Here is a 24,643-nt window from a genome sequence, read left to right on the forward strand (position 1 = left end):
GTACAGTAGGATAGCGATAGAATGGAGTTTGAACACATGCCACACAATGCAAAGGTTCGAATCCGTCTTCATAGTCATCATGACGGAGAAGATGTGGTACAGGAGCTTCCTGGAGAAGCAATCGTTCGCGGGAAGCATCTATATATAAGGTACGAAGAGCCGCAAGAGAGTCCTGAGGGCGGTACGACACGGAACACAGTCAAGATCGGACCAGATGAGCTAAAGCTGATTCGTCACGGTGAGGTACAATCGGAGCAGTCGTTCGCGCTGGGACGCAGGTTGCCTGGATTTTACCGCTCGCCTTATTTAAACCTGAACATGTCTGCGCATACGCAGAAGCTCGATATTCGGATGGATGGATTCACCGGACATGTGAGCTGGACCTATGATCTGTACGTATTTGAGGATTTCTCGGGGCATTTTGCCATTAGTTTGCATATACAGGAGGAGCAACAATCATGACAAGCAATCCACTGGAACTTATTAATCAAAAGGTGACCTCAGCAATCGAGGCAGCGGTGCTGGCTGCCGGAATCGTGAGCCGTGAAGAGCTGCCGACGATTACGCTGGAGGTGCCTAAGGACAAGTCACACGGTGACTTAGCTACCAACGTAGCAATGCAGCTCACTCGCATTGCGAAGAAGAATCCGCGTCAAATCGCTGAAGATTTGATCGCAAATATGGACTTAGCTTCCGCTTCTATTGAAAGTGCGGAAATCGCCGGACCGGGCTTTATTAACTTTCGCCTGAACAAGAGCTACCTTTATGCAGTGATTGGACAAGTACAGGAGCAAGGCGCGGATTACGGACGTGTACAGGTAGGTGCAGGCAAAAAGGTACAGATCGAATTTGTCAGCGCCAATCCGACGGGGAGTCTTCACTTGGGTCATGCACGTGGTGCAGCCGTAGGGGATGCGCTCTGTAACGTGCTTGATTTTGCAGGATATCAAGTCACTCGTGAATATTACATTAATGATGCGGGGAACCAGATTTACAATATGAGCCGTTCCATTGAAGCGCGTTATTTGCAGGAGCTGGGACAGCCTGCAGAGATGCCGGAGGACGGATACCATGGTGAGGACATCATCGGGTTTGCGAAGGAACTGGTTGCTGAGAAGGGCGATTCTCTGTTGTCCATGGAACCGGGAGATCGTGCCGCTTATTTCCGTGAATACGGTTTGGAAAAGGAACTGAATAAGATCAAGCGTGATCTGGAGCGGTTCCGTGTACCTTTTGATTCCTGGTTTAGTGAAACATCACTGTATGATAACGGTGAAGTGCTTAAAGCGCTGAATGAGCTACGTGACCGTGAGGAAATTTATGATAAGGACGGAGCTACTTGGCTGAACACGACCAAGTATGGCGACGATAAAGACCGTGTATTGATCAAAAATGACGGCACTTATACGTACCTGACTCCGGATATCGCCTATCACCGCGACAAATATGCTCGTGGGTATGACACGATCATCAACATCTGGGGAGCGGATCACCACGGCTATATTCCACGGATGAAAGCGGCAATGGAAGCACTGGGCAATGACCCGGATAAGCTTAAAGTACTGATTGCCCAAATGGTCAGCTTGTTCCAAAACGGGGAAAAAGTAAAAATGTCCAAGCGTACTGGCAAGGCCGTAACGATGGAGGATCTGATGGAAGAAGTGGGCGTAGACGCGATCCGTTACTTCTTCACCATGCGTAGTATGGATTCACATCTGGATTTTGATATGGATTTGGCGATTTCCACTTCCAATGAGAATCCGGTATTCTACGTGCAATATGCACACGCACGTGCATGCAGCGTATATCGTCAAGCCGAAGAGCAGGGTATTGCTGTACTGCCATTGGCAGAAGTTGACTTATCGAAGCTGACGGCTGAGCATGAATACGATCTGTTACGCAAAATTGGCGAGTTGCCAGAGGAAGTATCGGTGGCAGCTGCAAACTTTGCGCCGCATCGCATGATTCGCTATGTCTACGAGCTGGCATCCATGTTCCACAGCTACTATAAGGCAGAGCGTGTCATCACGGAGGATGCCGCTCAAACGCAAGCTCGCTTGGCCTTGTTTGGCGCGGTCCGCACGACCATTGCCAATGTACTGAAGCTGGTGGGTGTGTCTGCACCGGAACGTATGTAAGTAAAAAACTACAACATAATGACCCTGTAGTCATATGTATAATAGTAAAAAGGAACCGTTCGTGCTGCCCTCTACAGGGAGGCCCGTTCGGTTCCTTTTTTAGGTTTGAGTACTTTTTAGGTTCGAGTGGCTTAATAGCGTTCCAGTACCAGATTCGTTTTCAGAGAATCGGCAGGAATCAGCCATCCTTTGGATTGTAGCAGGTTAATCAGCTTGGCGCGGTTGCTTGCGGCAGTATTGTAATCCGAAGTTTTGAAGGAGATTTCGATGATATTGTCGGTACCCGATCCGTTTGCGCTACGAATAGGCCATACTTCAACGTCAGTATCCAAGCCCTGAAAGCTGCCCTCATATTTGCTGACCTGTACAGGACCGCGTACTCTGGAGTTTGCCAAGGTATGTTTGCCCCAGTTACTGCTTTTCCAGTTTTGCAGCTTGCCCGGAAGATTGTCCTGCAATTGTTTTAACGCCTGATTCGGGGAAGGCAGAGCTAATCCTTTGGAGGCGTTTGTTTTCTTGTCATTGGAAAAGCTTAATGTCTGCTTGCTGTATCCCCAATCCACCTCAGCCTCATAATTATCATCAGAGGCACTGAAACCTTCTTTATTCGCTTGAGTGAGTGCTGCATCAATATTCCCGTTTGTGATCGCATAGCGCTTTTTGTAGGTTAACTCATAGTTTTTTTTATCCTCTTTTTTGCGAAATCTAACGTTCCAGCCCTCGTCATTCAATTGCAAGGAGTCTGTATCAAAAAACTCGACGCTTAATCGTTGCGCATCTTCGCTAATTCCGAACTCATTTACGATGCCGCTTTTTAAAGAGCCATCCGCATTGAGGACTTGAGCTGTATCCAGCAGCAGCTTAACCTCATAGCTTGGCGTGGCATTGGCAGCGGCTTGTACGGGCTCTGCACCTTTCCATCCTGTTGCGAGCAGTACTGCACTCAGAGTTACTACTGACATGAATTTAGTGATACGCAGACTTGTTTTCATTTCATCCTCTCCTGTTCGTCCGAATAGGTTACACGCTTCACTTTACGGGTATTTTGTCAGTCGTATGTCAAGGCAAGAGGGTACTCTGGTTAAAAAATGCCATAATTTTTATATGACAGCTAAGATTTAATCTTAGTTCCATCATAAATATTCAGTGAATCTGTGGATCAGCGCAGAGCGATGACGATCTCTGTTGCTGACCATATAAATGTGCCTTTCAACAGGCTGTCCCGGAATAGGCCTTACAACCAGTAAACCCCGTTCAACCTCTGATTGAACAGCAATACGAGAGACAAAGGAGATGTGTTCTCCCAGCATAACCGCCTGCTTGATGGCCTCCAGTGAATCCAATTCCAGATAGGATGGAAGCCGGCGCCTCCCGCGCTCTAGCCATTTGTCAGTCGCGTGGCGTGTGCTGGAATCCTTTCCATGCAATACAAAAGAGGAAGAAGCGATACGCTCGGATGTCAAATCGGTTTCGCTAGCGAGCGGATGAGTGGGTGAGCAGATGAGCACCAGTTCATCTTCCCCCAAGGATTCTGAGAGCAGCGTGGGGGATTGAAACGGCTCTGCCGAAATAATGCCAAGGTCAATTTCGTGGCGAGCAAGCATGTCCTTGATCACGGGCGCTGTTTTCACGGATAAGGCGATGTGAATGCCCGGATGCTCGCGGGCAAACCGATGCAGCACGGCAGGAAGCAGATAGGTAGCAGGTACATAGCTTGCGCCAATACGTATGCTGCCTCGTTGGAGTGTATCGAACTCACGGACAACCCGCTCGGCCTCAGCCGCAAGTGCATTAATCTTGGTGGCATAGTGCAGTAGGGCATTTCCGGCATCCGTCAGGATGATTTTGCCCATACGTGTGTCAAACAGCTTTACTCCGAATTCACGCTCCAGATTTTTCATATGAAAAGTAACAGTAGGTTGCTTTAGGCCGAGAAGCTCGGCTACGGTGGTAATTTTATGGTGCTTGTTCAGCAGCTCTACAATATGTAACTTTAGAAGACTTAAGTTCACTTAGAATGCCTCGCTTTCAGATTGGTCAAACAATCGTGCTTATTCTTTGGGCAGCAGCATCAATCGCCTCTATATAGATTAAATCTATGAGTGTTAACACAATTCATTGAAATAATTAATTTTGTTTTAACTTTCCAATAACACAGGTTGCGAATTCAAGTTTTACACTGGGGTCAGTCATAAGAACAGGCAGGTAATACGATGAATCAGGATCTATATATTCGCGGAGTAAGTAAAACCTTCAGCCAAACCACCGCGTTGCATGAGACGAATCTGATCGTACGACAGGGCAAATTCACCACATTGCTCGGACCGTCCGGCTGTGGGAAGACGACGCTCTTGCGCTTGATTGCTGGTCTGGAGACACCGGATATCGGCACAATCACGATGGGAGAGGAAATTCTCTTTTCAGCTGAACGCAAAAAGGATGTTCCCACACATCTCCGCCACTTTGGTATGGTCTTTCAAGATTTCGCGCTGTGGCCGCATATGACGGTGTTTGAAAATGTGGCCTTCGGCTTGCGAGCGAGCAAACGGGGGAAAAGGGCTGTTAACGCTCAAGGCAAGGAACTGCGGGCAGTGGTGCTGGAAGCGCTCGATAAGGTGAGGTTGTCAGGGCTGGAGGATCGTTACCCTCATCAACTATCCGGTGGTCAGCAGCAGCGGGTTGCTTTTGCAAGAGCAGTTGCTATCCGGCCTCGACTGGTTTTGTTCGACGAGCCGCTTAGTGCGCTGGATGCCGTACTACGGGAGGAGATGCGCATTGAGATGATATCGCTTGTGCGCGATTTGGGGCTAACCGCCCTATACGTCACCCATGATCAGATCGAGGCCATGTCCATGTCTGATGAAGTGGTGGTTATGAAAAGTGGACATATTTTGCAGACCGGAACACCAGAGGTGATCTATAGTCGCCCAGCTCATCCAGAGGTGGCAAGGTTTATCGGTAAATCCAACTGGATCGAGTTGGAACGGACACTATTCCGACCTGAACATGTCCGATGGGAACAGGAGCAAGCGGATCAGCACACTTTTACAGTAGAGATCCTGCATGTCAGCTATGTTGGCGATCGCTATGAAATCCGTCTATTAGCCGAAAACGGTAAGCAATGGACTGCGTATCACTCCACCCGCTTGCCCATAGGCGAACAAATGCATATTTGGGTATCACCGCAATACATCCACCAACTTGAAACATAGGGAAAAGGGGTTATATAAGATGATGAATAGGCGTGTTTTTCGTACAGGATGGAAAAAAGGGGCTATGCTTGCTTTAACATTGACTTTTGGACTGGCTGTGGCAGGCTGCGGAACGGCTACGACATCCAAGGATGGGGCACAAGCAGATGGAACAGCAAAACCAGCGGGAGCAGCGGCGTCCACCGATCAGAAGCTGGTTGTTTACAGCGCAGGCCCGGATGGACTGGCGAAAAAGCTGGTAGCGGGGTATGAGGCGCAGAGTGGAGTTAAGGTAGAGTTATTCCAGGGAACGACAGGTAAGATTTTAGCCCGCATGGAAGCGGAGAAAACGAATCCGGTAGCGGACGTGGTTGTGCTAGCATCACTTCCGTCTGTGCAAGGCTTGAAAAAGGAAGGACTCACGCTCCCCTATCCAGATGCCAAAAATGCGGACAAGCTAAACCCAGACTGGTCCGATAAGGAGGGCAACTATTTTAGCACCAGTGCTTCTGCTCTAGGTATTGCATATAACACAAAGTTAGTGAAGACACCACCTACTTCATGGGCCGATTTAGCGAAGCCTGAGTACAAGGATCAGGTTAACATCCCCGACCCATCGCTGTCCGGCTCAGCGTTGGATTTTATGACAGGCTATCTGAGTGCCAAGGGCGATGGAGGCTGGACGTTGTTTGAGCAGTACAAGGCAAACGGTGTGGCCATGGCCGGTGCCAATCAGGAAGCGCTAGATCCAGTGATTACGGGGGCTAAAGGTGTAGTCGTCGCTGCGGTCGATTACATGACCTACAAGGCTAAAGCCAAAGGCGAGCCGATTGACATCGTCTATCCGACAGAGGGAACGGTTATTAGTCCGCGTCCTGCCGCAATCCTCAAGTCCACACAGCATGAGCAAAATGCCAAAGCGTTCATTGACTATCTGTTGTCGGACGAGGCACAAAAACTAGTAGCAGATGCTTCCCTACTCCCTGGACGCACGGATATCAAAGCTGACAAGCGTGCCAACCTGGAAGAGATCCCGTTGCTGAAAACCAATTGGGAATGGATGGGTGAGCACGGATCAGACGTGACGGAAAAGTTCACGCAAATGTTCAAATAAGCCGATGGGAGGTTTGTCTGTTAAACACATCAGGGGATGGTCCCTGACACTTGCTCTGATCGCGCTTCTTTTCCTAATTTTGCTGCCATTGCTGCAAATCTTCATCCAAAGTGTGTATGTTGAAGGAAAATTTCAATGGGCAGCGCCTTTTCGAACGTTAGCTGCTTCTCAATTTGCAGGAGTGCTATTCAGCTCAATTTGGCTAGGCATCTGCGTAATTGCAGGAACGACCGTCCTTGCACTTCCGCTAGCCTGGATCATGTCCAACACCCGACTTGCACACTGGCGCTGGTTGGATGTCGTGCTGCTGATTCCGTTTATGACTCCGCCCTATATCGGGTCCATGGGATGGATTCTGTTTATGCAAAAAAACGGGTATCTGGAACAGTTGTTCCCGGACCTGCATTTCTTAACGGCTTCCTTCTTCAGCCTTGGTGGCATGGTGATGATCATGAGCCTGCATCTGTTTCCATTCCTGTACCTGCTGCTGCGCGGGGCGCTGGTAAGGATTGGCGGCAGCTTGGAAGAGGCAGGTGCGGTCATGGGCGGGGGATTTCTGTACAGGTTCCGTCGAATCATTTTACCTTTGCTGTTATCGGCATACGGAATGGGTGCACTGCTCATTTTCGTTAAAACGATTGCTGAGTTTGGCACACCCGCTACCTTTGGGCGCCGTATCGGGTATGAGGTCATGACTTCTGAAATTCACAAATATATTTCCAGCTGGCCCATTGATTTTGGCAAAGCAACATCAATGGCTTCGGTGTTGTTAACGGCCTGCCTGCTTATGTGGTATGTGCAATCGGTGATCAATCGAAAGTTCACATACAGGCTGGTAGGGGGTAAAGGTTCGCGACCTTCCCGTCTTCGTGTATCCAGCTGGACTACAGCACTGAGTGTCGCATTCATCCTATTGCTGCTCATCGCAGCTATTGGTATCCCTTATTTTTCAATTATCGCGGCCTCCTCTATGAAGCTGCGGGGAATCGGACTGGCATGGAACAATCTTACACTCGACTATTACAAGGAACTGCTGTCGTGGGGCTCAGAAAGCATGGAAGCGCTACTGAACAGTGTATTTCTCTCTTTGGGTGCATCGACGATTGCTGTGGTGCTGGGCACCTGGTTTGCGCTTGTTATCGGTGGATCACGCACGAAGATCCAACGGACAGTTGATGCATTCAGCTTGCTTCCGAATACAGTGCCGGGAATTGTTATGGTGGTGGGAATGATTTTGTGGTGGAACTCGCCGTGGATGCCGATTCCGTTGTATAACACATACGGCATGGTTATTCTGACGTATGTAATTTTGTTTGTCCCTTATACAGTTCAGTATGTTAAAAGCGCTTTTACACAGGTGGATCATACTCTTTTTCAGGCGGGACAAGTATTTGGCGGGCGACCGTCTTACATATTCCGCCGGATTGTATTGCCGCTGATTGTACCGGGGATGCTCGCTGGTTGGATGATGACCTTTACCATTGCTTCACGGGAGCTGGTAGGATCATTGCTGATTTTACCGCCGTCCGTCCAGACGTCTGCAACCTATATATTTGCCCAGTTTGAGCAGGGACAGGTGTCGCTTGGCATGGCGATGGCTGTTATATCGGTTGGATTGACCACACTGCTACTAATCTTAATGGAAAGCTTAAACTCGCGAAGAAAGTGGAAATGATGATGACCAAGCTTAGGATTTGGGGCGGAGCGGGCGAACATGGCCGCTCCTGTTATGTTTTTGAAGGAAAGCAGCATCGTATCATGCTGGATTGTGGCGTAAAAAAGGAAGGAATCGGGCAATATCCGATTTTTCCGCCACAGAAGGTGAAGGAGCTAACTACTGTTTTGCTGTCTCATGCACATGAGGATCATTCCATGGCGCTCCCCTTACTGTACAAGTATGGATACCGGGGAGAGGTTTGGACGACCAAGGCCACCGCTGAGCAGCTGGGCTCCTATTTTCGTTCCTGGCAGACTTATGTTGAATCGAGAGGTGGTGAATTGCCTTACAGTGAACAGGATATCCAATCCATTACCTATCGCTATCTAGAAGATGGAGCGCCTTCAGGAGTGTGGTGTGAAGCTTGTCCGGGTGTGAGAATGATGTGGGGACGCAGTGGACATTTGGCTGGTGCAGTGTGGTATATCATAGAAATGGAAGGGAAGCGGTTGTTCTTTTCTGGAGACTATAGCCGTGAGTCTGAGCTGCTTGCTGCCGATGCACCGGACTTGTGTATGGGGGAGGGGATAGATGACCTTCCTGAATGCAAGCCACAGTCCTATCTAGTGGACATATCTATTATGGACAATGCCTATGGCATGGATATAGACCCGCAGCCTGTTAAGCTGGAGCGGCTGAGGGTCGAGATGGAGCAGATATTATGGTCTGGCGGTCATGTGTTGTTGCCAGTGCCTGCCTTTGGCAGAGGACAGGAGTTGATCGTATGGGCCAGTGAGCAATTCCCTGAACGAGTAATAATTGTAGAGCCTGACCTGTGGCACGGATTGAAACAGTTAAATCGCTGGAGAGAGTGGCTACGGCCGGGAGCTTCCACGCGAATAAAACATGTGTTAAACAGTGATAGGGTGTCCGTGCCTCGTGATGCTGCTGAACGAATAAGTCTGCTAGAACAGAACACGGCCACTATTATTGTAACAAGGGACGGCATGATGGATTCCCCGCAGGCGCGTTGGTATTATCAATATCTGTCGGATAACCGCAATATGCTGAATGATATGGATAGTGGAGAAAAGATTAGGAACAGTGTGATATTAACCGGTCATGCTTCCAATGGTTCTTTTGGAAAGCATCTGTTGGAACGTGCGGACTCCAATGACATCTGTATAGCTCGGCATTTGACTTACAAGGTGCATCAGGGATTATCGGATGTGAGGCAAATGTTGAAGGATCTGCCTAGCAAACAGGCTGTACTCGTTCATGCACCAAAACCGCAGACCGACCTTGTACGAGATGTGTTGATAAGAGAAGAAAATAATGCACATGGAGGTCCTGCCAGAGAAGTTCATTCTGTGGAGCCAGGTTCAACGATAGAGGTTTAGTATCATCAGATCGTGGTTCACTTTGTGCCCTCCTGCATCAATCGGAAGGCATCCACTTCTCCAAGCTTGGTGGAGATGGAACTGCGCCCGGCGCTTTTACGAAGGCGTAGCGGTGTGGCGGTGCGTTTAAGCAGTGCTTTAATTTCTCCAGGCTCCAGCTCCGGTTTCAGTGAAAGGAGAAGTGCGATGCTCCCGGTCACATGGGAAGTAGCCATAGAGGTGCCGCTCATTTCATGATGCTTTCCATGAATCCAGGAGGATCTGATCTTCTCACCAGGTGCATACACGTCTACGAATTGCCCCCGATTGCTGAAAGGAGCGATACGTCTGTATTTGTCGGTAGCTCCGACTGAAATCGTCTGGGAATAGCGGGCTGGATAGTCAATACTTCGACGCTTGCCCTCATTTCCCGAGGATGCTACGATTACAATGCCGTTATGATATGCTTTATTCACCATATCAAGTAGTGCCTTGCTACGCGACTTCATACCAAAGCTCATATTAATAATATCGACACGATTTAATACACACCAGTCGATACCGAGAATGATGTCAGAGACATAGGCGGCTCCATTATGATCAAATGCTTTTACAGGATGAATTAAAGCCCGTGGTGCTACGCCAACCATACCTTCATCATAATTAGATGCCGCGATGGTTCCAGCAATATGAGTACCGTGGCCATTGTCGTCATAGGGTAGCATGGTCCGGTTCAACAAATTGATACCTCTGGCGAGGGAATGGCGAAGATCAGGATGATGAAAATCCGCTCCTGTGTCGATCACACCGATTCTGACCCGATTCCCTGTCGAGGAAGGCCAAGCCTTGTATGCACGTACCTGTTTAACTCCCCATGGCATGGAAAGGTTTTTCTCTGCTTTCGGCATATAAGCCGTTTCTGCGTGAACCTTTATGCGGGTATCTTCTTCAACGGTAACACCGTGGTGATATTTGCCCAGCCTGTCTCCCCCTGAAAGCGGAGCGATGAGAGCACGGATTAGCCTAGCCGGTTGTACTTGCCGTAATCCCACAAGCTCAGGTTTCAGCTTCCTGAGATAGGACAAACATTCCCGGTATTGGTGAGGCTTATCGAACGTGATAATCTGTTTGTTCCGTCCACTGCCGGACGGCTCCGAAATACCCTCATGCAAACGCTGCAAAAAATCCGGATAGTCCATTTGAGACGGTCCCCCTCCGATGAGCCATGCTGAGGTATTGTATGAGCAAGCGTCAGCTACGGCATGGGAAACTTGCCCCTTTTTTATGGAAATAGGCCTGCTTGTCGTGTCAAAGTAGCTGTGGACACATACGATACATGGAGGGCATAAGCTCTTGTGCAACAACTTTGGGAGGCCTCTCCCGGAGCGGGTACAGTCGGAGGCGGGGGGAACCCCGTCTTTTTACGTGTGCCGTCTTGTGCAGAGGGATATTCTTGGAAATTATGACGATACCCATGTTTAACTTGCAATTTGCTTCCAAATAGGTTTTACTTAGTTTTGATAATGGATATGTTAGTATTGCATGTATCGTGTATGCTCTGAAACATGTTCTTGTGAATTACGTGTGAGAGGAAGTGTCCCTAGGTGAGTACACCACTCAACTTGAAGATTGACCCGGAGAAAGTCCACGAGACTCCAATGGTGGATTTGGCATTTATGGTATTGAAAGCAGCCAATACTCCATATTATTACCGTGACCTGATGAATGAAGTCGCCAAATTGCGCGGCTTGTCCGACGAAGAAATTAATGACGTTATTGCTCAGCTATATACTGAAATCAACATTGACGGGCGTTTTGCCTGTGTCGGTACGAATTTGTGGGGCTTGAAACGTTGGTATCCGGTAGATAAATCCGAAGATGCCCTGACAGGCGCCAAGCGTCCTCGTATTATTAACGATGAAGACGATGACGATGAAGATGACTATCATGAGGAAGAAGAAACATACAACTCCGATGACGACTTCGATGCAGATAGCGAAGACGAGGATGGCGAAGACGAGCTGTTCGACGGAGAAGATGACGATGATAGTGACGATGACGTAGTTATTGACGATGAAGACCTCAGTGATGAGGAAGATACAGATGATGAAAATGATGATGAGTCGATCGAAGACGACGACGATTCACTTCGTTAGGAACAGGTTGAAAGGGGAGATACGCTCTCCCCTTTTTCATGACCGTTTTCTTGAAAACCCTGCTGATTTATAGCTTTCAGATAGATTTATTCCAATCTGGTTCAATGGACAAATTAACACAGATAACTTCCTTGACAGCGGATTGGACACGGGGTAAACTATTGCTTGGGCTTATGATTGATTCACTTATATGTTTGCTTTTTGTATAAAAGTGCCCCGTACTACGGGAGTGCTTTTTTGTTTTTTATAGGGGTGTTTTCACTCATGAAAGAGGGCTAAGGGCGGCGGATTGGAAAATATAACCGCTGCCTTCTTCATGGATGATAATCCGTGCAAACGGGTTACGATAACATCATAATGTCGCCTGAATTTTTGCATCTTATCTAGGAGGGTTTTGAACAGTGACGAAGTATATTTTTGTGACAGGCGGGGTTGTGTCTTCCTTGGGCAAAGGGATTACGGCAGCTTCACTGGGGAGGCTTTTGAAGAACAGGGGACTGAAGGTAACGATTCAAAAATTTGATCCTTATCTGAATGTCGATCCGGGTACTATGAGCCCTTACCAGCACGGTGAAGTGTTTGTAACGGATGATGGTGCGGAAACGGATCTTGACTTGGGACACTATGAGCGCTTTATTGATATTAATCTGTCCAAGAACAGCAATGTCACAACAGGCAAGGTATATTCCAGCGTAATCAGCAAAGAGCGTCGCGGAGAATATTTGGGCGGTACAGTACAGGTTATCCCTCATATTACGAACGAAATCAAGGAGCGCGTGTACCGTGCAGGCCGTGAAGCGGGTTCGGATGTCATTATTACGGAAATCGGCGGTACTGTAGGCGATATTGAAAGCTTGCCATTTTTGGAAGCCATTCGTCAGCTCAAAAGTGAAGTTGGGCGCGAGAATGTGATGTACATTCACGTAACGCTCATTCCTTATATTAAAGCTGCTGGTGAGGTTAAAACCAAACCAACTCAGCACAGTGTAAAAGAACTGCGCAGTATCGGCATTCAACCGAATGTTATTGTTTGCCGTACAGAGCATGAATTGTCCTCCGACATGAAGGCTAAAATTGCATTGTTCTGCGATATTGATGCGAATGCAGTGGTAGAATGCCGCGATGCTTCGACTCTCTACGAGGTTCCGTTGAACCTGCGTGAAGAAGGTTTGGACGAAATCGTAGTTAACCACCTGAAGCTGACAACACCTGCACCAGATATGACCGAATGGGAAGGGTTAGTTGATCGAATCAGCAAGTTGGACAAAACGGTTGAAATTGCTATTGTTGGTAAATATGTTGCGTTACATGATGCGTACTTAAGTGTTGTGGAGTCACTTTCCCACGCTGGATTTGATGCAAATGCGGACGTGAAAATCCGTTGGGTGAACGCTGAAGAAGTAACGGACGAGAACGTAGCTGACATGCTGGGCGGCATTGGCGGTATTCTCGTACCGGGTGGCTTCGGCGATCGCGGAATTGAAGGTAAAATCAGCACCATTCGTTATGCACGGGAGCAAAAAATTCCGTTTTTCGGTATTTGCCTGGGTATGCAGGTATCTGTTATAGAGGTTGCTCGTTCCCTGGCCGGTCTCGAAGGAGCCAACAGCTCGGAAATTAACCCGGCTACCGATTATCCTGTCATTGACTTGCTTCCTGACCAAAAAGACATCGAAGATTTGGGCGGTACCATGCGTCTTGGCTTGTATCCATGTAAACTGGTGGAAGGTTCCCTAGCATCGGCTTGCTACAACGACGAGCTGGTATACGAGAGACATCGTCATCGGTACGAATTCAATAACGAATATCGTGAAGTTATTGAAAAAGCAGGCCTTCGTATTTCTGGTACTTCACCGGATGGACGTTTGGTGGAAATTGTGGAGCTTCCTGAGCATCCATGGTTCCTGGCGGTACAATTCCATCCAGAATTTACTTCCCGTCCGAATCGTCCACAGCCTTTGTTCCGTGAATTTGTAAAGGCGGCATTGCAGCTTCAAGGTTAATGCTTCAGCTTGAAAGACCTCCTTTGGGAGGTCTTTTTTTATCCCATGCTTCCTGATTATGAAAGAATATTCCACAATTATGTATATGAGAAGGATTTTCTTTTTGCAGGAGCGAATATAGTTTTAGGTATGGGACGGATATTGTACGTCATCGGACGCTGTTATGGCAATAGCTGCATGATCCTCGTTTTAAGATCTTAGGAGGTTAAAACATTGGAAAAGAAAAAAGTATTAATCGTCGATGACCAGAATGGAATACGGATTTTACTGATGGAAGTGTTCGGAAGTGAGGGTTATGAGACCTTTCAGGCAGCGAACGGGAAAATTGCTCTTGAGATTGTTGAGAAGGAACCACCTGATCTGGTTCTGCTCGATATGAAAATTCCAGGTATGGACGGACTCGAAATTCTGAAGCACCTAAAAAGCATGAATCCCGATATCAAGGTTATTATGATGACAGCGTATGGAGAACTGGACATGATTAAAGAGGCGACGGAGCTAGGTGCACTTATGCATTTTACCAAGCCCTTTGATATTGATGAAATGCGGATCGCCGTGAACAAACAACTCAGAGGTGACTAGGTAAATCATTTTGGTTGAGAACTCTGTTAACAAAACAGGGTTTTTTGTTTGTGATTATGGGAAATACTGAAAGTAAATCCTCTCCTTATACAATTCTATGGAAAAACGGCGTCCTGGGCGTGATTTTTGTATGTGTTGATATGCAAAAGCTTGTTTAGTATTTAACATGGGTTGTGGTATAATAAGCCCGTATGTGATGTCGGCTAAAAATATAGACAAACCCAAACACCTTTAGGAGGACTGTAACCATGCCATTGGTATCTATGAAAGACATGTTGAACAAAGCACTCGAAGGAAAGTATGCAGTAGGTCAATTCAATATTAATAACCTAGAGTGGACTCAAGCTATCTTGGGCGCTGCTGAAGAAGAAAAATCCCCAGTAATCTTGGGTGTTTCTGAAGGCGCAGCACGTCACATGGGCGGATTCTACACTGTTGTTAAAATGGTAGAAGGTCTTATTCATGACATGAAAATTACGGTTCCAGTTGCAATTCACTTGGACCACGGTTCTAGCTTTGACAAATGTAAAGAAGCGATCGACGCTGGTTTCACATCCGTTATGATTGACGATTCCCACAGCCCAATCGAGAAAAATATTGAAACAACGAAGAAAGTTGTTGAATATGCACATTCCAAAGGCGTTTCCGTTGAAGCTGAAGTTGGAATGGTTGGCGGTCAAGAAGATGATGTTGTAGGTGACGTAATGTACGCTAAGCTGGACGATTGTGTACGTATCGTTAAAGAAACAGGCATCGACACACTGGCTCCTGCACTGGGTTCTGTTCATGGACCATACAAAGGTGAGCCAAACCTGGGCTTTAAAGAAATGGAAGAAATTCGCAATGCTGTGAAACTGCCACTCGTTCTTCATGGCGGAACAGGTATCCCTACACATGACATCCAAAAATCCATTTCCCTGGGTACTTCCAAAATCAACGTAAACACTGAAAACCAAATCGCATTTGCGAAAGTGGTTCGTGAAGTGCTTGCTGCAAAACCAGATGCTTACGATCCACGTACATTCATCCAACCAGGTCGTGAAGCGATCAAACAAACCGTTATCGGTAAAATCCGTGAGTTCGGTTCCAACAACAAAGCGTAATAATGTTCCAACTAGTCATGCGACTGCATAGACTGAATGCATTTTTTTCATTGTAGCTGTATTTATGCTGCACAAAACATTTAAATCTGTACAGTTGAATAGTTTGGTATGGAAAGCACACCGCTTAGCCGGTGTCTTTCCATTTTAACCACTTAAAAAGTTGAAAGTTTATGGTTTCAGTTCATTGTTTGACCGACTGCAAAACACGTAGGGGGACCCTCAAGCTTATGGAAAAATTGATGATCACCGGTGGACGGCCGCTTCAGGGTACAGTTTCCATCAGCGGTGCCAAAAACAGTGCCATCGCCTTGATTCCCGCAGCCATTCTGGCAGAGTCGGAAGTCATTTTGGATAATTTGCCGCTGCTCAGTGATGTGGCGGTATATTCCGAGATATTGGAGGAGCTTGGCGCAAAGGTTGCCTGGGAAGGTAGCCAGATGAAGATAGACCCTTCCTCCATTAAATCCATTCCTATGCCGAATGGACCTGTTAAGAAATTACGAGCCTCTTATTATATGATGGGGGCCATGCTGGGCAGATTCAAGGAAGCGATCATCGGTTTGCCAGGAGGATGTAATTTTGAACCCCGGCCCATTGATCAGCATATCAAAGGTTTTGAGGCGCTGGGTGCCACGGTTACGAACGAGCACGGCGCTATTCATTTGCACGCCAAAGAACTGCGCGGCACCAAGATTTATTTGGATGTCAGCAGTGTAGGAGCAACCATTAATATTATGCTGGCGGCCGCACGTGCCAAAGGCGCCACAACTATCGAAAATGCGGCTAAAGAGCCTGAGATTATAGATGTAGCAACTCTGTTAAACTCCATGGGGGCGATTATTAAAGGCGCTGGAACGGAGACGATTCGTATTGAAGGTGTGTCGGAGCTGCATGGCTGCCGTCATTCCATCATACCTGACCGTATACAAGCAGGCACATATATGATTGCTGCTGCGGCAACCCGTGGAAATGTATTGATTGACAATGTAATCCCCAAACATATGGAGGCTCTCACTGCCAAAATGCAGGAAATGGGCATCGGCATCGAGGAATATGATGAAAGTATTCGCGTACTGGGTGCACCTTCCTATGGGCATGTCGACGTTAAAGCCTTGGTATACCCCGGCTTCCCCACGGATTTACAATCTCCCATGACCAGCTTGCTAACCCAGGCTCAGGGTGTCAGTGTGTTGAGCGATTTTGTGTACAGCAATCGTTTTAAGCACGTCCCTGAACTGGTGCGAATGGGGGCTAAAATTCGCGTAGAGGGTCGGTCTGCCATTATTGAGGGTGGTCAACTGAATGCGGCTAAAGTGAAGGCTGCAGATCTGCGCGCTGGAGCGGCCCTTGTCATTGCTGGACTTACAGTAAGCCAAGGGGTAACCGAGGTGGCAGGTGTCGAGTATATTGACCGTGGTTATGATCATCTCGTTTCCAACCTGCGCCTTCTGGGCGCAGATGTGTGGCGGCAGACTGAGTAATTAAACCATGTCTGTCCTTTGTATGAACTCGTCGTAACCAAAGCGATAAAACGGGTAACACCTATGCAGCCGCTGCTTGATATAAGATTTGGTTCATACCTAACAATCTTTTATCAAAAAACCGGAATAATTCGGTATAATCCAGGCAGTTGGCTGCATAACTTTATTTGTTTTGGTTAAAATTATGTTGATGGTGTTTATGATATCATTGTCTATCATTTAAATGTATGAATGGACTTAATAATTGAATAGGTGGTTATTATATGGATCTGCAAATTTCCGATCTGGAAGAAATGAAGCTGACCGACCTGTACAAGCTGGCCAAGCAATACCAGATCCCGTACTACGGAACGCTCAAGAAGAAAGAATTAATTTTCGCCATCCTGCGCGCACAAGCTGAGAAGAGTGGATTAATGTTTATGCAGGGTGTTCTGGAAATACTTCCTGAAGGTTACGGCTTTCTGAGGCCGATCAATTATCTCCCGAGTACCGAAGATATTTACATCTCTGCTTCACAAATCCGCAAGTTTGACTTGAGAACAGGCGATCTTGTTTCCGGTAAGTGCCGAACGCCAAAAGAAAATGAACGGTATTTTGGATTGCTTCAAGTTAACGCCGTCAATGGAAGAAGTCCTGAGCAAGCTGCTGAGCGGCTACATTTTCCTGCACTGACTCCACTGTATCCGCAAACCAAATTAGTCCTTGAAACTTCCCCCAACCATTTGTCTACGAGAATTATGGATGTACTGGCCCCTGTCGGACTTGGACAGCGCGGACTTATTGTGGCACCTCCCAAAGCTGGGAAGACGCTTCTCCTCAAAGAAATTGCCAATAGCATTTCTACCAACAATCCCGAGATTGAGCTATTTGTCTTGTTGATTGATGAACGCCCTGAAGAAGTGACGGACATGCAGCGTTCTGTCAAAGGTGAAGTTGTGGCCTCTACATTTGATGAACTTCCTGAAAATCACATCAAAGTGGCAGAACTGGTGTTGGAGCGTGCACTGCGTCTCGTAGAACATAAAAAGGATGTTGTCATCCTGTTGGATAGTATTACACGGTTGGCTCGTGCGTACAATCTCGTTATCCCTCCTTCTGGTCGTACTTTGAGTGGGGGTATTGATCCGGCAGCATTTCACCGTCCAAAACGCTTTTTTGGTGCGGCTCGAAATGTGGAGGAAGGTGGTAGTTTGACGATTCTTGCTACCGCCCTGATTGATACAGGATCTCGTATGGACGATATCATTTATGAAGAGTTCAAAGGCACAGGTAACATGGAGCTGCATTTGGACCGCAAACTGGCAGAACGTCGTATCTTTCCTGCGATTGATATTCGTCGTTCCGGTACACGTCGTGAGGAAGTACTGTTGAAAAAGGAAGAATTAGATACGATCTGGGCTATTCGTAAAAATATGACGGAAAGCCATGACTTTGTGGAAGGCTTCCTCAAAAAGCTGCGTAACAGCAAAACTAACGCTGAGTTTTTAGCTTCGTTTGATTTGACAGCACCTTCTTCCAGCGGTTCGCAAGGTAGCTCTGGTGGTCAACAACGAAGAACTACGCGTTCAACCTCAGCGTCGGTTCCCGCTACAACCAATTAAACCCAATTTATGTATTTTATCTGTTCTGTAAGTAGACAGCCATTACCATTCTTTTGGTTAATGGTGCGCTTAATGGAACGAAAGGAGCTCCATAATGTATTTGGTGTATGCCGACGAAAAAGGCAATGTATATGATCATGCTTCTTTGTATGGGCTTGCCCGTAGTGCAGACATGATTGTTGAAATCATGGAGGATGAGCTTATTCCGTTGCCGGAAGGAGCCACACTGGTAAGCCTGCCCAGCACCCGCCCGGTCGGTATGAACCCTGAAACAGGGGAAATGGTCTCTCTTCCGGGAGATATGCAGGCAGTAGGGGCTTTGTTACCGCAAGGTTTTACACGCCTGTGTCTGCCGGGATATGTGAAGACAGATAAGGAGTATAAACTCCCCTTGTTCGGTTATTCGGCCGTTGTCTGGAAAGATGGGGCATTTTATGTAACAGCAGAGCAGAGTGACAGTCCTTCCAAATGGAATCCCGAAAACTGCGACCGCAATCAAGTTAAATTGGGAGTTCAGCGAATGACAGAACAGTATCCCGAAAATAGGTTGTACCAGCATTTGTCTAACTGTGCGCTGGGGTACGAATGTCTTACTTCTTCGAATACGTTCCTGAATCGCTGGGAAGGGGGAGTTCCGGTATCTTATTCTTGTAATGCGGGTTGCTTTGGCTGTATATCTGAACAGCCGGATGACAGTGGTTTTGTATCTCCGCAGACAAGAATGAACTTCCGTCCCCGTGTGGAAGAGATTGTAGAAGTTATGTTGGAACATTTGAAGACACCTGAGTCTATCATCAGTTTTGGGCAAGGTTGTGAAGGTGAGCCCTCCACTCAAGCCAAACTGATTATTGATGCGATCAAAGAAGTGCGTTCCGTTACAGATATGGGGTATATTAATATCAACACGAATGCGGGACTGAACGATCATATCCGGGGAATTGTGGATGCGGGTCTTGATCTTATGCGAGTAAGTACAATTAGTGCATTGGACGACCATTACAATGCGTATTACAAGCCGCGCGGATACACGCTTGCTAATGTGGAAAAGTCACTCCGTTATGCGTCAGAGCAGGGAGTGTATACGTCCATCAACTATTTGATTTTTCCGGGTGTAACAGACCGGGAGGAAGAAATTGAGGCAATGATTGAATTTGCCAAACGCACTAAGCTCAAGCTGATTCAAATGCGTAATCTGAATATTGATCCTGAAAGCTATCTGGAATTGATTCCACCGGCTCAAGGGGAGATACTTGGTATGAAGCAAATGCTTGAGATTTATCGTGAGGAACTGCCGGATGTGGTTATCGGTTCTTACACTCATGTGCCGCCGCAAGGGCTGGCACGTCCCAAATTTGCCAGTACCTAAACGGTCGGAAGATATTTAAAACACACTGATGTTACACTGTTTTGTGTACTAAAAAGATGTTGAAACACTTATATTCAAGTGCTATAATTTGAACATGTGTTCATACAACTCTGGGCTGATAGGACGTTCAGGGCGGAAAGAGGTGAAAGTTAATGCAACAGGCTATTCAACCGAAGTATAACGTAACTAATGTTACTTGCGCTTGCGGGAATACGTTTGAAACTGGTTCTGTAAAAGAATCTCTGCGTGTAGAGATTTGCTCCGCTTGCCATCCGTTCTTCACAGGTAAGCAGAAGTTTATTGATGCTGGTGGACGTGTGGATCGTTTCAAGAAGAAATACGGTATTTAATAAGTTGCCGCAAGAGATAAAGTTATTAGAGCCTTCTGCAATTGCAGGAGGCTCTTTTTGTCGTTATTTGCTATTTGCATTTTGTGCAACCATGCGATATACTTATTTTCACCGTGCTAGATGGGGAGGTAGCGGTGCCCTGTAACTCGCAATCCGCTATAGCGAGGTTGAATTCCTGTTAGAGGTGTTGTTGATGTGAGGCTGGTCCCTGCGCACAATGTTGACGGTTGGGTCCTCCGCAATGAGTACTTGTGAACCTGGTCAGGTCCGGAAGGAAGCAGCCATAAGCAAGCTCACTCTTGTGCCGGAGGGTTGCCTAGCCCGAGTTGTTGTTCAGGGTTGCCGCTCGGATCACAACGATCAATAACAGGTGCACGGTATATACTTGGGAATTAGAACATCTTGGCAATTATGCGAAGATGTTTTTTTGTGTTTATAAATTGAAATGTGTCTGGTTTAGATTCGGACGGGAGTATAGTATAATGAAGTGACCATAAATGGTCATGAAAGTGAATGGGAAAGAGGGAACGCGCATTGGAACATATAGCGTTGTACCGTGCTTGGCGGCCGCAGGCTTTCAAGGACATGGTAGGACAACAGCATATTATCCAGACATTGCAGAATGCCATCCGTGAAAATCGCACGTCCCATGCCTACCTGTTCAGTGGTCCGCGAGGAACGGGTAAGACCAGTGCGGCCAAAATTTTGGCCAAGGCAATCAACTGTGAGCATGGACCTGCGCCGGAACCTTGCAACGAATGCGAAGCCTGTAAACGGATCACGGCCGGAGCGGTCATGGATGTACAGGAGATTGACGCAGCCTCTAACCGGGGCGTTGAAGAGATTCGTGATTTGCGCGATAAAGTCAAATATGCGCCCACAGAAGTGCGGCACAAGGTTTATATCATTGATGAAGTGCACATGCTGACGACGGAAGCGTTCAATGCGCTGCTCAAGACGCTGGAAGAGCCGCCGCCACACGTAATGTTTATATTGGCTACGACAGAGCCGCATCGGATTCCCGCGACAATTATTTCGCGTTGCCAGCGTTTTGACTTCCGGCGAGTATCGCTGGAGGAGCAGACAGAGCGGCTTGACCTGATATGCCAACAGGAGAACATCCAAGCTGATTTGGATGCACTGCAATATATTGCACGTCTTTCAGATGGCGGGATGCGAGATGCGGTTAGTGTTTTGGATCAGATATCCTCGTTTACTGATGGCCGGGTTACGTATCAGCAGGTGCTGGATATGACGGGCGGGATCGCATCCGAGCAATTCGGTAAATTGGCCTTGGCATTACTGAAAGAAGATGTGGGCACAGTGCTCCAATTGATCGAGAACTTTATGCAGGAAGGTAAAAGTGCGGATAAGTGTATGGAGAATCTTCTGTACTATTTCCGAGATCTGCTAATGATCAAAATGGTGCCGCAGGCGACCAAAATGACGGAGCGAGTGCTGAATCCGGAGCAGTTTAAGGAAGTGGCAGATGCTTTTACCAAGGAGCAGCTCTTTGCAATGATCGACACCCTTAATCGTTATCAGGGCGAGATGAAATATGCGGTTCAGCCCCAAACTTTATTTGAGGTAGCTCTATTGAAGTTATGCAGCATTCCGGGGGAAGCGGGAACTGCTGCTCAGCCGACTGTACAGCGCTCTGGTGCTGCTGCTGGTCAGGAAGAAGTGGCTATGTTAAAGCGCCAGCTTGCTGAGTTGGAAAAGAAGCTGGAACGTGCAATGCAAGGTGGCTTGGGCGCTGGAGCGGGTCAGGAGGCATCGTCAGGCGGTCGTCAGGCTTCTGCTGGTCGTGCCCCTGCTCCACGTCTTTCAGCGCCGGCTAAACTCCCGTCTCAGTTGGATCGCTATATTGCTGAGAAGTCAAGCGAAGCATTCGCAGCGGTGGGGCGTAAGTGGAGCCAGATTTTGCAAGGGGTGAAAGAGGCGAAAGTTACGGTTCATGCTTGGTTTATGGATGGTGAGCCGGTTTCTGTGTTAGAGGACAGTGTATTGGTCGCGTTTAAGAACAACATTCATCGTGAAACTACCGAAAAACCTGCCAATAAGCAGGTCATCGAGAAGGTTTTACATGAGCAGTTGGGGCATCCTTATCGTTTGGTAACGATGATGCAAAAGGATTGGAATGCTGCGATTGAAGGAGTTTCTGACCAGCCTGCCGAAGAATTGCAACTGGAGCCGGAGCATGATGCGCCGGGAAAGTCCAAGGAGCCCTGGATTGATGAAGCGATTCAGCTTTTCGGGGAAGATCTGGTAGTCATTAAAGAATAATCAAATGTAGATGTATACTTCATTAAAGGAGATGATTGAAATGAACAATATGAACCAAATGATGAAGCAAGTGAAAAAAATGCAGGAACAAATGCTGAAAGCCCAAGAGGAACTTGGTGGGAAAGTAATCGAAGGTTCTTCTGGTGGCGGTGTGGTAACTGTAGAGGTAAGTGGACATAAAAAAGTATTGTCTATCACAATCAAACCGGAAGCTGTAGATCCTGATGATGTAGAAATGCTGCAAGATCTCGTACTCACTGCAGTCAATGATGCTTTGTCCAAAGCGGATGAACTGGCTAATGATGATATGGGTAAATTTACAGGTGGTATGAAAATTCCGGGCTTGTTCTAGTCTGCTCATAAAGGAGAAACACGCTATTGCATTATCCCGAGCCGATTGCAAAGCTGATTGATGCTTTTACGCGCCTTCCGGGAGTAGGCCCCAAAACAGCTGCCCGGTTGGCTTTTCACGTACTGAAAATGAAGGAAGATGATGTGATTGATTTTGCCAAAGCGCTGGTCAATGTAAAACGCAATCTTCACTTTTGTTCAGTCTGCGGTAACATTACAGATACGGACCCTTGTAGGATCTGTCAGGATAAGACGAGGGATGCTTCCGTCATTTGTGTTGTTCAGGATGCTAAGGATTTGGTCGCTATGGAGCGTACCAAGGAGTTTGAGGGTTTGTACCATGTACTTCACGGGGCAATCTCTCCGATGGAGGGAATTGGCCCTGAGGATATCAAACTCAAGGAGTTGCTGACCAGGCTAAGTGATGAACGTGTCAAGGAGTTGATCCTGGCTACGAATCCGAACATTGAGGGAGAGGCCACGGCTATGTACATTTCGCGGCTAGTGCGTCCTTTTGAAATCAAGGTTACTCGTATTGCTCACGGTTTGCCCGTGGGCGGGGATTTGGAGTATGCCGACGAGGTCACCCTGTCCAAAGCGCTAGAAGGCCGCAGAGAGCTTAATTAGTAGGTGTAGTTATACGTTATAATTTATGAGTCTGAAATGTCCTTGGGACATCCTTGACTCGCTTAGGGAGCCGTTATGGCTCCTTTTTTATTTGCAGTAATAGATGGCTCTATAGACGTTCCTAGTTCTAAGTTTGTCCTCTATTCAATAAGTATGAATAAGGTGGTCTTGCAGACTGTACACATAATTCAGCTTGTGAGGAGGATGAATGAATGTGGGAACGGATGAAACAAAATTTCCGTCGTCAGGAGAATGGAAAATCAGAAGCAGAGTATCGCCAGGAATTGTTTGCTCAGATTCGAGCTTCGCATGCGGAATGGTTAAGAGCGCATCGTTTATTTCATGAAGCTACGGGTAAGGATGAAATCGACTACGCCATTTTTGTTCTGGAAGCTGCGGAGCGTAAATATCAAATACATTTAAAAAGCGCAAAGCAACAAGGGTTACATCGTTTTCACCTGCCAGCAGATGAACCGGGGTATGCCAATGATACTGACCGGGTTCACAAACGGAGAGCGGAATGAGAGGGGTAGTCTGGCTTGTTTTGATTGCTTGTGCCGGAATACTGATGTATCTAATCCTCAAAAAACATCTGGGGATCGGTTGGTTTGTAGTATTCGGAGCGCATATGGCTCTGGCAGCTATTGCACTGTATGTTATCAATTATTCAGGATGGATTACACAGGTGTACATTCCGATTAACCCAGTGACGATGGGGGCAGTAACGATATTAGGCTTGCCAGGCATTGCGCTTTTACTGGGATTGAAAATAATATTGTTCGGACAGGCTGTGTGAAACGTTATTGTAGGGAAGGGAGAGTATGCAAAAAAAGTGGGTATTGGTGAGTCCAATGCGGTATTGTTTTATTTTTAAATTATAGTTGACGACGAATTCAAAAATGTGATACATTAATTCTCGGCCTTTAAAGCCCGGGAATTTTTTTGTGTGAGCAATGCTTAAATGAAATTGAAAAATAATTTAAAAAAGTGTTGACTTAAATCCCGAGTGTGTGTTATATTAATTAAGTCGCCGCTGAGATGCGGTGATGAAGCAAAGTGAGACATAATGAAGGTTTGATCTTTGAAAACTGAACAACGAGTGAGTAAATTGATTTTGTTCGCAAAATCAACAATGAGATATTTTATCTCGTCAGTTTCAACATGAGCTAATCGCTCTTTCGATAAACCAACTTCGGTTGGTCTTTAATGGAGAGTTTGATCCTGGCTCAGGACGAACGCTGGCGGCGTGCCTAATACA

General features: G+C 47.0%; 22 protein-coding genes and 1 other RNA gene. 20 read left to right on the top strand and 3 right to left on the bottom strand.

Annotation, left to right across the window (positions count from 1 at the left end; translation table 11 throughout):
* The first annotated feature begins 21 nt into the window (after nucleotides 1-21).
* Together KSP24_RS23750 and argS are read left to right on the top strand one after the other, a co-directional pair.
* On the top strand, nucleotides 22-462 hold the full coding sequence (locus KSP24_RS23750; protein WP_013368761.1) for a YwiB family protein: 441 nt from the start codon (nucleotides 22-24) through the stop codon (nucleotides 460-462).
* On the top strand, nucleotides 459-2,138 hold the full coding sequence (gene argS, locus KSP24_RS23755; RefSeq protein WP_013368762.1) for an arginine--tRNA ligase: 1,680 nt from the start codon (nucleotides 459-461) through the stop codon (nucleotides 2,136-2,138). The genes KSP24_RS23750 and argS overlap by 4 nt, the downstream gene beginning before the upstream one ends.
* 131 nt (nucleotides 2,139-2,269) lie before the next feature.
* Here the strand turns inward: argS and KSP24_RS23760 are convergent, their stop codons facing one another.
* Entirely contained in the window at nucleotides 2,270-3,130 is an 861-nt protein-coding gene (locus KSP24_RS23760) for a hypothetical protein (protein WP_025676291.1), read from the bottom strand.
* Nucleotides 3,131-3,271: 141 nt separating this feature from the next.
* Nucleotides 3,272-4,150: a LysR family transcriptional regulator gene (locus KSP24_RS23765; RefSeq protein ID WP_058711745.1), complete on the bottom strand. Its 879-nt coding sequence runs from the start codon at nucleotides 4,148-4,150 to the stop codon at nucleotides 3,272-3,274.
* 201 nt (nucleotides 4,151-4,351) lie between these two features.
* Between KSP24_RS23765 and KSP24_RS23770 the strand changes: the two genes are divergently transcribed.
* The 4 genes from KSP24_RS23770 to KSP24_RS23785 are packed head-to-tail and all read left to right on the top strand — an operon-like array spanning nucleotide 4,352 to nucleotide 9,500.
* A complete protein-coding gene (locus KSP24_RS23770; RefSeq protein WP_216976953.1) occupies nucleotides 4,352-5,350 on the top strand; it encodes an ABC transporter ATP-binding protein in 999 nt (332 codons plus the stop codon).
* Between the two features lie 19 nt (nucleotides 5,351-5,369).
* The gene (locus KSP24_RS23775) at nucleotides 5,370-6,443 is read left to right on the top strand and encodes an ABC transporter substrate-binding protein (protein ID WP_064961918.1); all 1,074 of its coding nucleotides are present in this window, start codon (nucleotides 5,370-5,372) and stop codon (nucleotides 6,441-6,443) included.
* A gap of 4 nt (nucleotides 6,444-6,447) precedes the next feature.
* Nucleotides 6,448-8,118, top strand: coding sequence for an ABC transporter permease (locus KSP24_RS23780; RefSeq protein ID WP_216976955.1), 1,671 nt, complete (start codon nucleotides 6,448-6,450; stop codon nucleotides 8,116-8,118).
* On the top strand, nucleotides 8,115-9,500 hold the full coding sequence (locus KSP24_RS23785) for an MBL fold metallo-hydrolase (protein WP_216976957.1): 1,386 nt from the start codon (nucleotides 8,115-8,117) through the stop codon (nucleotides 9,498-9,500). The genes KSP24_RS23780 and KSP24_RS23785 overlap by 4 nt, the downstream gene beginning before the upstream one ends.
* 17 nt (nucleotides 9,501-9,517) lie before the next feature.
* Here KSP24_RS23785 and KSP24_RS23790 read toward each other — a convergent pair whose 3' ends face one another.
* A complete protein-coding gene (locus KSP24_RS23790; protein ID WP_013368769.1) occupies nucleotides 9,518-10,678 on the bottom strand; it encodes a S8 family peptidase in 1,161 nt (386 codons plus the stop codon).
* A gap of 405 nt (nucleotides 10,679-11,083) precedes the next feature.
* On the opposite strand from KSP24_RS23790, the gene rpoE reads away from it, so the two are divergent.
* The 14 genes from rpoE to KSP24_RS23860 all read left to right on the top strand — a co-directional run bounded on the left by rpoE (nucleotide 11,084) and on the right by KSP24_RS23860 (nucleotide 24,181).
* Nucleotides 11,084-11,635 (top strand): DNA-directed RNA polymerase subunit delta, encoded by a 552-nt coding sequence (rpoE, locus tag KSP24_RS23795; protein WP_013368770.1) that lies wholly within the window; start codon nucleotides 11,084-11,086, stop codon nucleotides 11,633-11,635.
* 401 nt (nucleotides 11,636-12,036) lie between these two features.
* Entirely contained in the window at nucleotides 12,037-13,638 is a 1,602-nt protein-coding gene (locus tag KSP24_RS23800) for a CTP synthase (RefSeq protein ID WP_013368772.1), read from the top strand.
* Nucleotides 13,639-13,851: 213 nt separating this feature from the next.
* Complete coding sequence (locus KSP24_RS23805) at nucleotides 13,852-14,220, top strand: response regulator (RefSeq protein ID WP_014599366.1); 369 nt, start codon at nucleotides 13,852-13,854, stop codon at nucleotides 14,218-14,220.
* Between the two features lie 248 nt (nucleotides 14,221-14,468).
* On the top strand, nucleotides 14,469-15,323 hold the full coding sequence (gene fba, locus KSP24_RS23810; protein WP_013368776.1) for a class II fructose-1,6-bisphosphate aldolase: 855 nt from the start codon (nucleotides 14,469-14,471) through the stop codon (nucleotides 15,321-15,323).
* Between the two features lie 227 nt (nucleotides 15,324-15,550).
* Complete coding sequence (locus tag KSP24_RS23815) at nucleotides 15,551-16,804, top strand: UDP-N-acetylglucosamine 1-carboxyvinyltransferase (protein ID WP_216976959.1); 1,254 nt, start codon at nucleotides 15,551-15,553, stop codon at nucleotides 16,802-16,804.
* A 263-nt stretch (nucleotides 16,805-17,067) separates the two neighbouring features.
* Nucleotides 17,068-18,405 carry a transcription termination factor Rho gene (gene rho, locus KSP24_RS23820; RefSeq protein ID WP_216976961.1) on the top strand — a complete coding sequence of 446 codons (1,338 nt, stop codon included), beginning with the start codon at nucleotides 17,068-17,070 and terminating at the stop codon, nucleotides 18,403-18,405.
* A gap of 94 nt (nucleotides 18,406-18,499) precedes the next feature.
* Nucleotides 18,500-19,771, top strand: a complete 1,272-nt coding sequence (locus tag KSP24_RS23825; RefSeq protein WP_064961912.1) for a radical SAM family protein — start codon at nucleotides 18,500-18,502, stop codon at nucleotides 19,769-19,771.
* A gap of 152 nt (nucleotides 19,772-19,923) precedes the next feature.
* Nucleotides 19,924-20,121, top strand: coding sequence for a 50S ribosomal protein L31 (rpmE, locus tag KSP24_RS23830; RefSeq protein ID WP_013368781.1), 198 nt, complete (start codon nucleotides 19,924-19,926; stop codon nucleotides 20,119-20,121).
* A 111-nt stretch (nucleotides 20,122-20,232) separates the two neighbouring features.
* Nucleotides 20,233-20,499, top strand: an RNA gene (ffs, locus tag KSP24_RS23835) — signal recognition particle sRNA large type.
* Between the two features lie 156 nt (nucleotides 20,500-20,655).
* The gene (gene dnaX, locus KSP24_RS23840) at nucleotides 20,656-22,407 is read left to right on the top strand and encodes a DNA polymerase III subunit gamma/tau (RefSeq protein ID WP_090737432.1); all 1,752 of its coding nucleotides are present in this window, start codon (nucleotides 20,656-20,658) and stop codon (nucleotides 22,405-22,407) included.
* A gap of 40 nt (nucleotides 22,408-22,447) precedes the next feature.
* Nucleotides 22,448-22,759 (top strand): YbaB/EbfC family nucleoid-associated protein, encoded by a 312-nt coding sequence (locus KSP24_RS23845; RefSeq protein ID WP_013368784.1) that lies wholly within the window; start codon nucleotides 22,448-22,450, stop codon nucleotides 22,757-22,759.
* A gap of 26 nt (nucleotides 22,760-22,785) precedes the next feature.
* Complete coding sequence (gene recR / locus KSP24_RS23850) at nucleotides 22,786-23,385, top strand: recombination mediator RecR (RefSeq protein WP_013368785.1); 600 nt, start codon at nucleotides 22,786-22,788, stop codon at nucleotides 23,383-23,385.
* A gap of 212 nt (nucleotides 23,386-23,597) precedes the next feature.
* Nucleotides 23,598-23,909, top strand: coding sequence for a DUF2508 family protein (locus KSP24_RS23855; protein ID WP_025676300.1), 312 nt, complete (start codon nucleotides 23,598-23,600; stop codon nucleotides 23,907-23,909).
* Nucleotides 23,906-24,181 (top strand): pro-sigmaK processing inhibitor BofA family protein, encoded by a 276-nt coding sequence (locus KSP24_RS23860; RefSeq protein ID WP_013368787.1) that lies wholly within the window; start codon nucleotides 23,906-23,908, stop codon nucleotides 24,179-24,181. Before KSP24_RS23855 ends, KSP24_RS23860 begins: the two co-directional genes overlap by 4 nt.
* The last annotated feature ends 462 nt before the right edge of the window (nucleotides 24,182-24,643 follow it).

It is taken from the genome of Paenibacillus sp. AK121, from assembly GCF_019042715.1.
Classification (GTDB): Bacteria; Bacillota; Bacilli; order Paenibacillales; family Paenibacillaceae; genus Paenibacillus; species Paenibacillus polymyxa_C.

Excerpts from the sequence above, each read along its gene's own strand:
- KSP24_RS23750 (WP_013368761.1), top strand. The coding sequence starts at position 22 with ATGGAGTTTGAACACATGCCACACAATGCAAAGGTTCGAATCCGTCTT.
- argS (WP_013368762.1), top strand. The coding sequence starts at position 459 with ATGACAAGCAATCCACTGGAACTTATTAATCAAAAGGTGACCTCAGCA.
- KSP24_RS23760 (WP_025676291.1), bottom strand. The coding sequence starts at position 3,130 with ATGAAAACAAGTCTGCGTATCACTAAATTCATGTCAGTAGTAACTCTG.
- KSP24_RS23770 (WP_216976953.1), top strand. The coding sequence starts at position 4,352 with ATGAATCAGGATCTATATATTCGCGGAGTAAGTAAAACCTTCAGCCAA.
- KSP24_RS23775 (WP_064961918.1), top strand. The coding sequence starts at position 5,370 with ATGATGAATAGGCGTGTTTTTCGTACAGGATGGAAAAAAGGGGCTATG.
- KSP24_RS23780 (WP_216976955.1), top strand. The coding sequence starts at position 6,448 with ATGGGAGGTTTGTCTGTTAAACACATCAGGGGATGGTCCCTGACACTT.
- KSP24_RS23785 (WP_216976957.1), top strand. The coding sequence starts at position 8,115 with ATGATGATGACCAAGCTTAGGATTTGGGGCGGAGCGGGCGAACATGGC.
- KSP24_RS23790 (WP_013368769.1), bottom strand. The coding sequence starts at position 10,678 with ATGGACTATCCGGATTTTTTGCAGCGTTTGCATGAGGGTATTTCGGAG.
- fba (WP_013368776.1), top strand. The coding sequence starts at position 14,469 with ATGCCATTGGTATCTATGAAAGACATGTTGAACAAAGCACTCGAAGGA.
- KSP24_RS23815 (WP_216976959.1), top strand. The coding sequence starts at position 15,551 with ATGGAAAAATTGATGATCACCGGTGGACGGCCGCTTCAGGGTACAGTT.
- rho (WP_216976961.1), top strand. The coding sequence starts at position 17,068 with ATGGATCTGCAAATTTCCGATCTGGAAGAAATGAAGCTGACCGACCTG.
- KSP24_RS23825 (WP_064961912.1), top strand. The coding sequence starts at position 18,500 with ATGTATTTGGTGTATGCCGACGAAAAAGGCAATGTATATGATCATGCT.
- rpmE (WP_013368781.1), top strand. The coding sequence starts at position 19,924 with ATGCAACAGGCTATTCAACCGAAGTATAACGTAACTAATGTTACTTGC.
- KSP24_RS23845 (WP_013368784.1), top strand. The coding sequence starts at position 22,448 with ATGAACAATATGAACCAAATGATGAAGCAAGTGAAAAAAATGCAGGAA.
- KSP24_RS23855 (WP_025676300.1), top strand. The coding sequence starts at position 23,598 with ATGTGGGAACGGATGAAACAAAATTTCCGTCGTCAGGAGAATGGAAAA.
- KSP24_RS23860 (WP_013368787.1), top strand. The coding sequence starts at position 23,906 with ATGAGAGGGGTAGTCTGGCTTGTTTTGATTGCTTGTGCCGGAATACTG.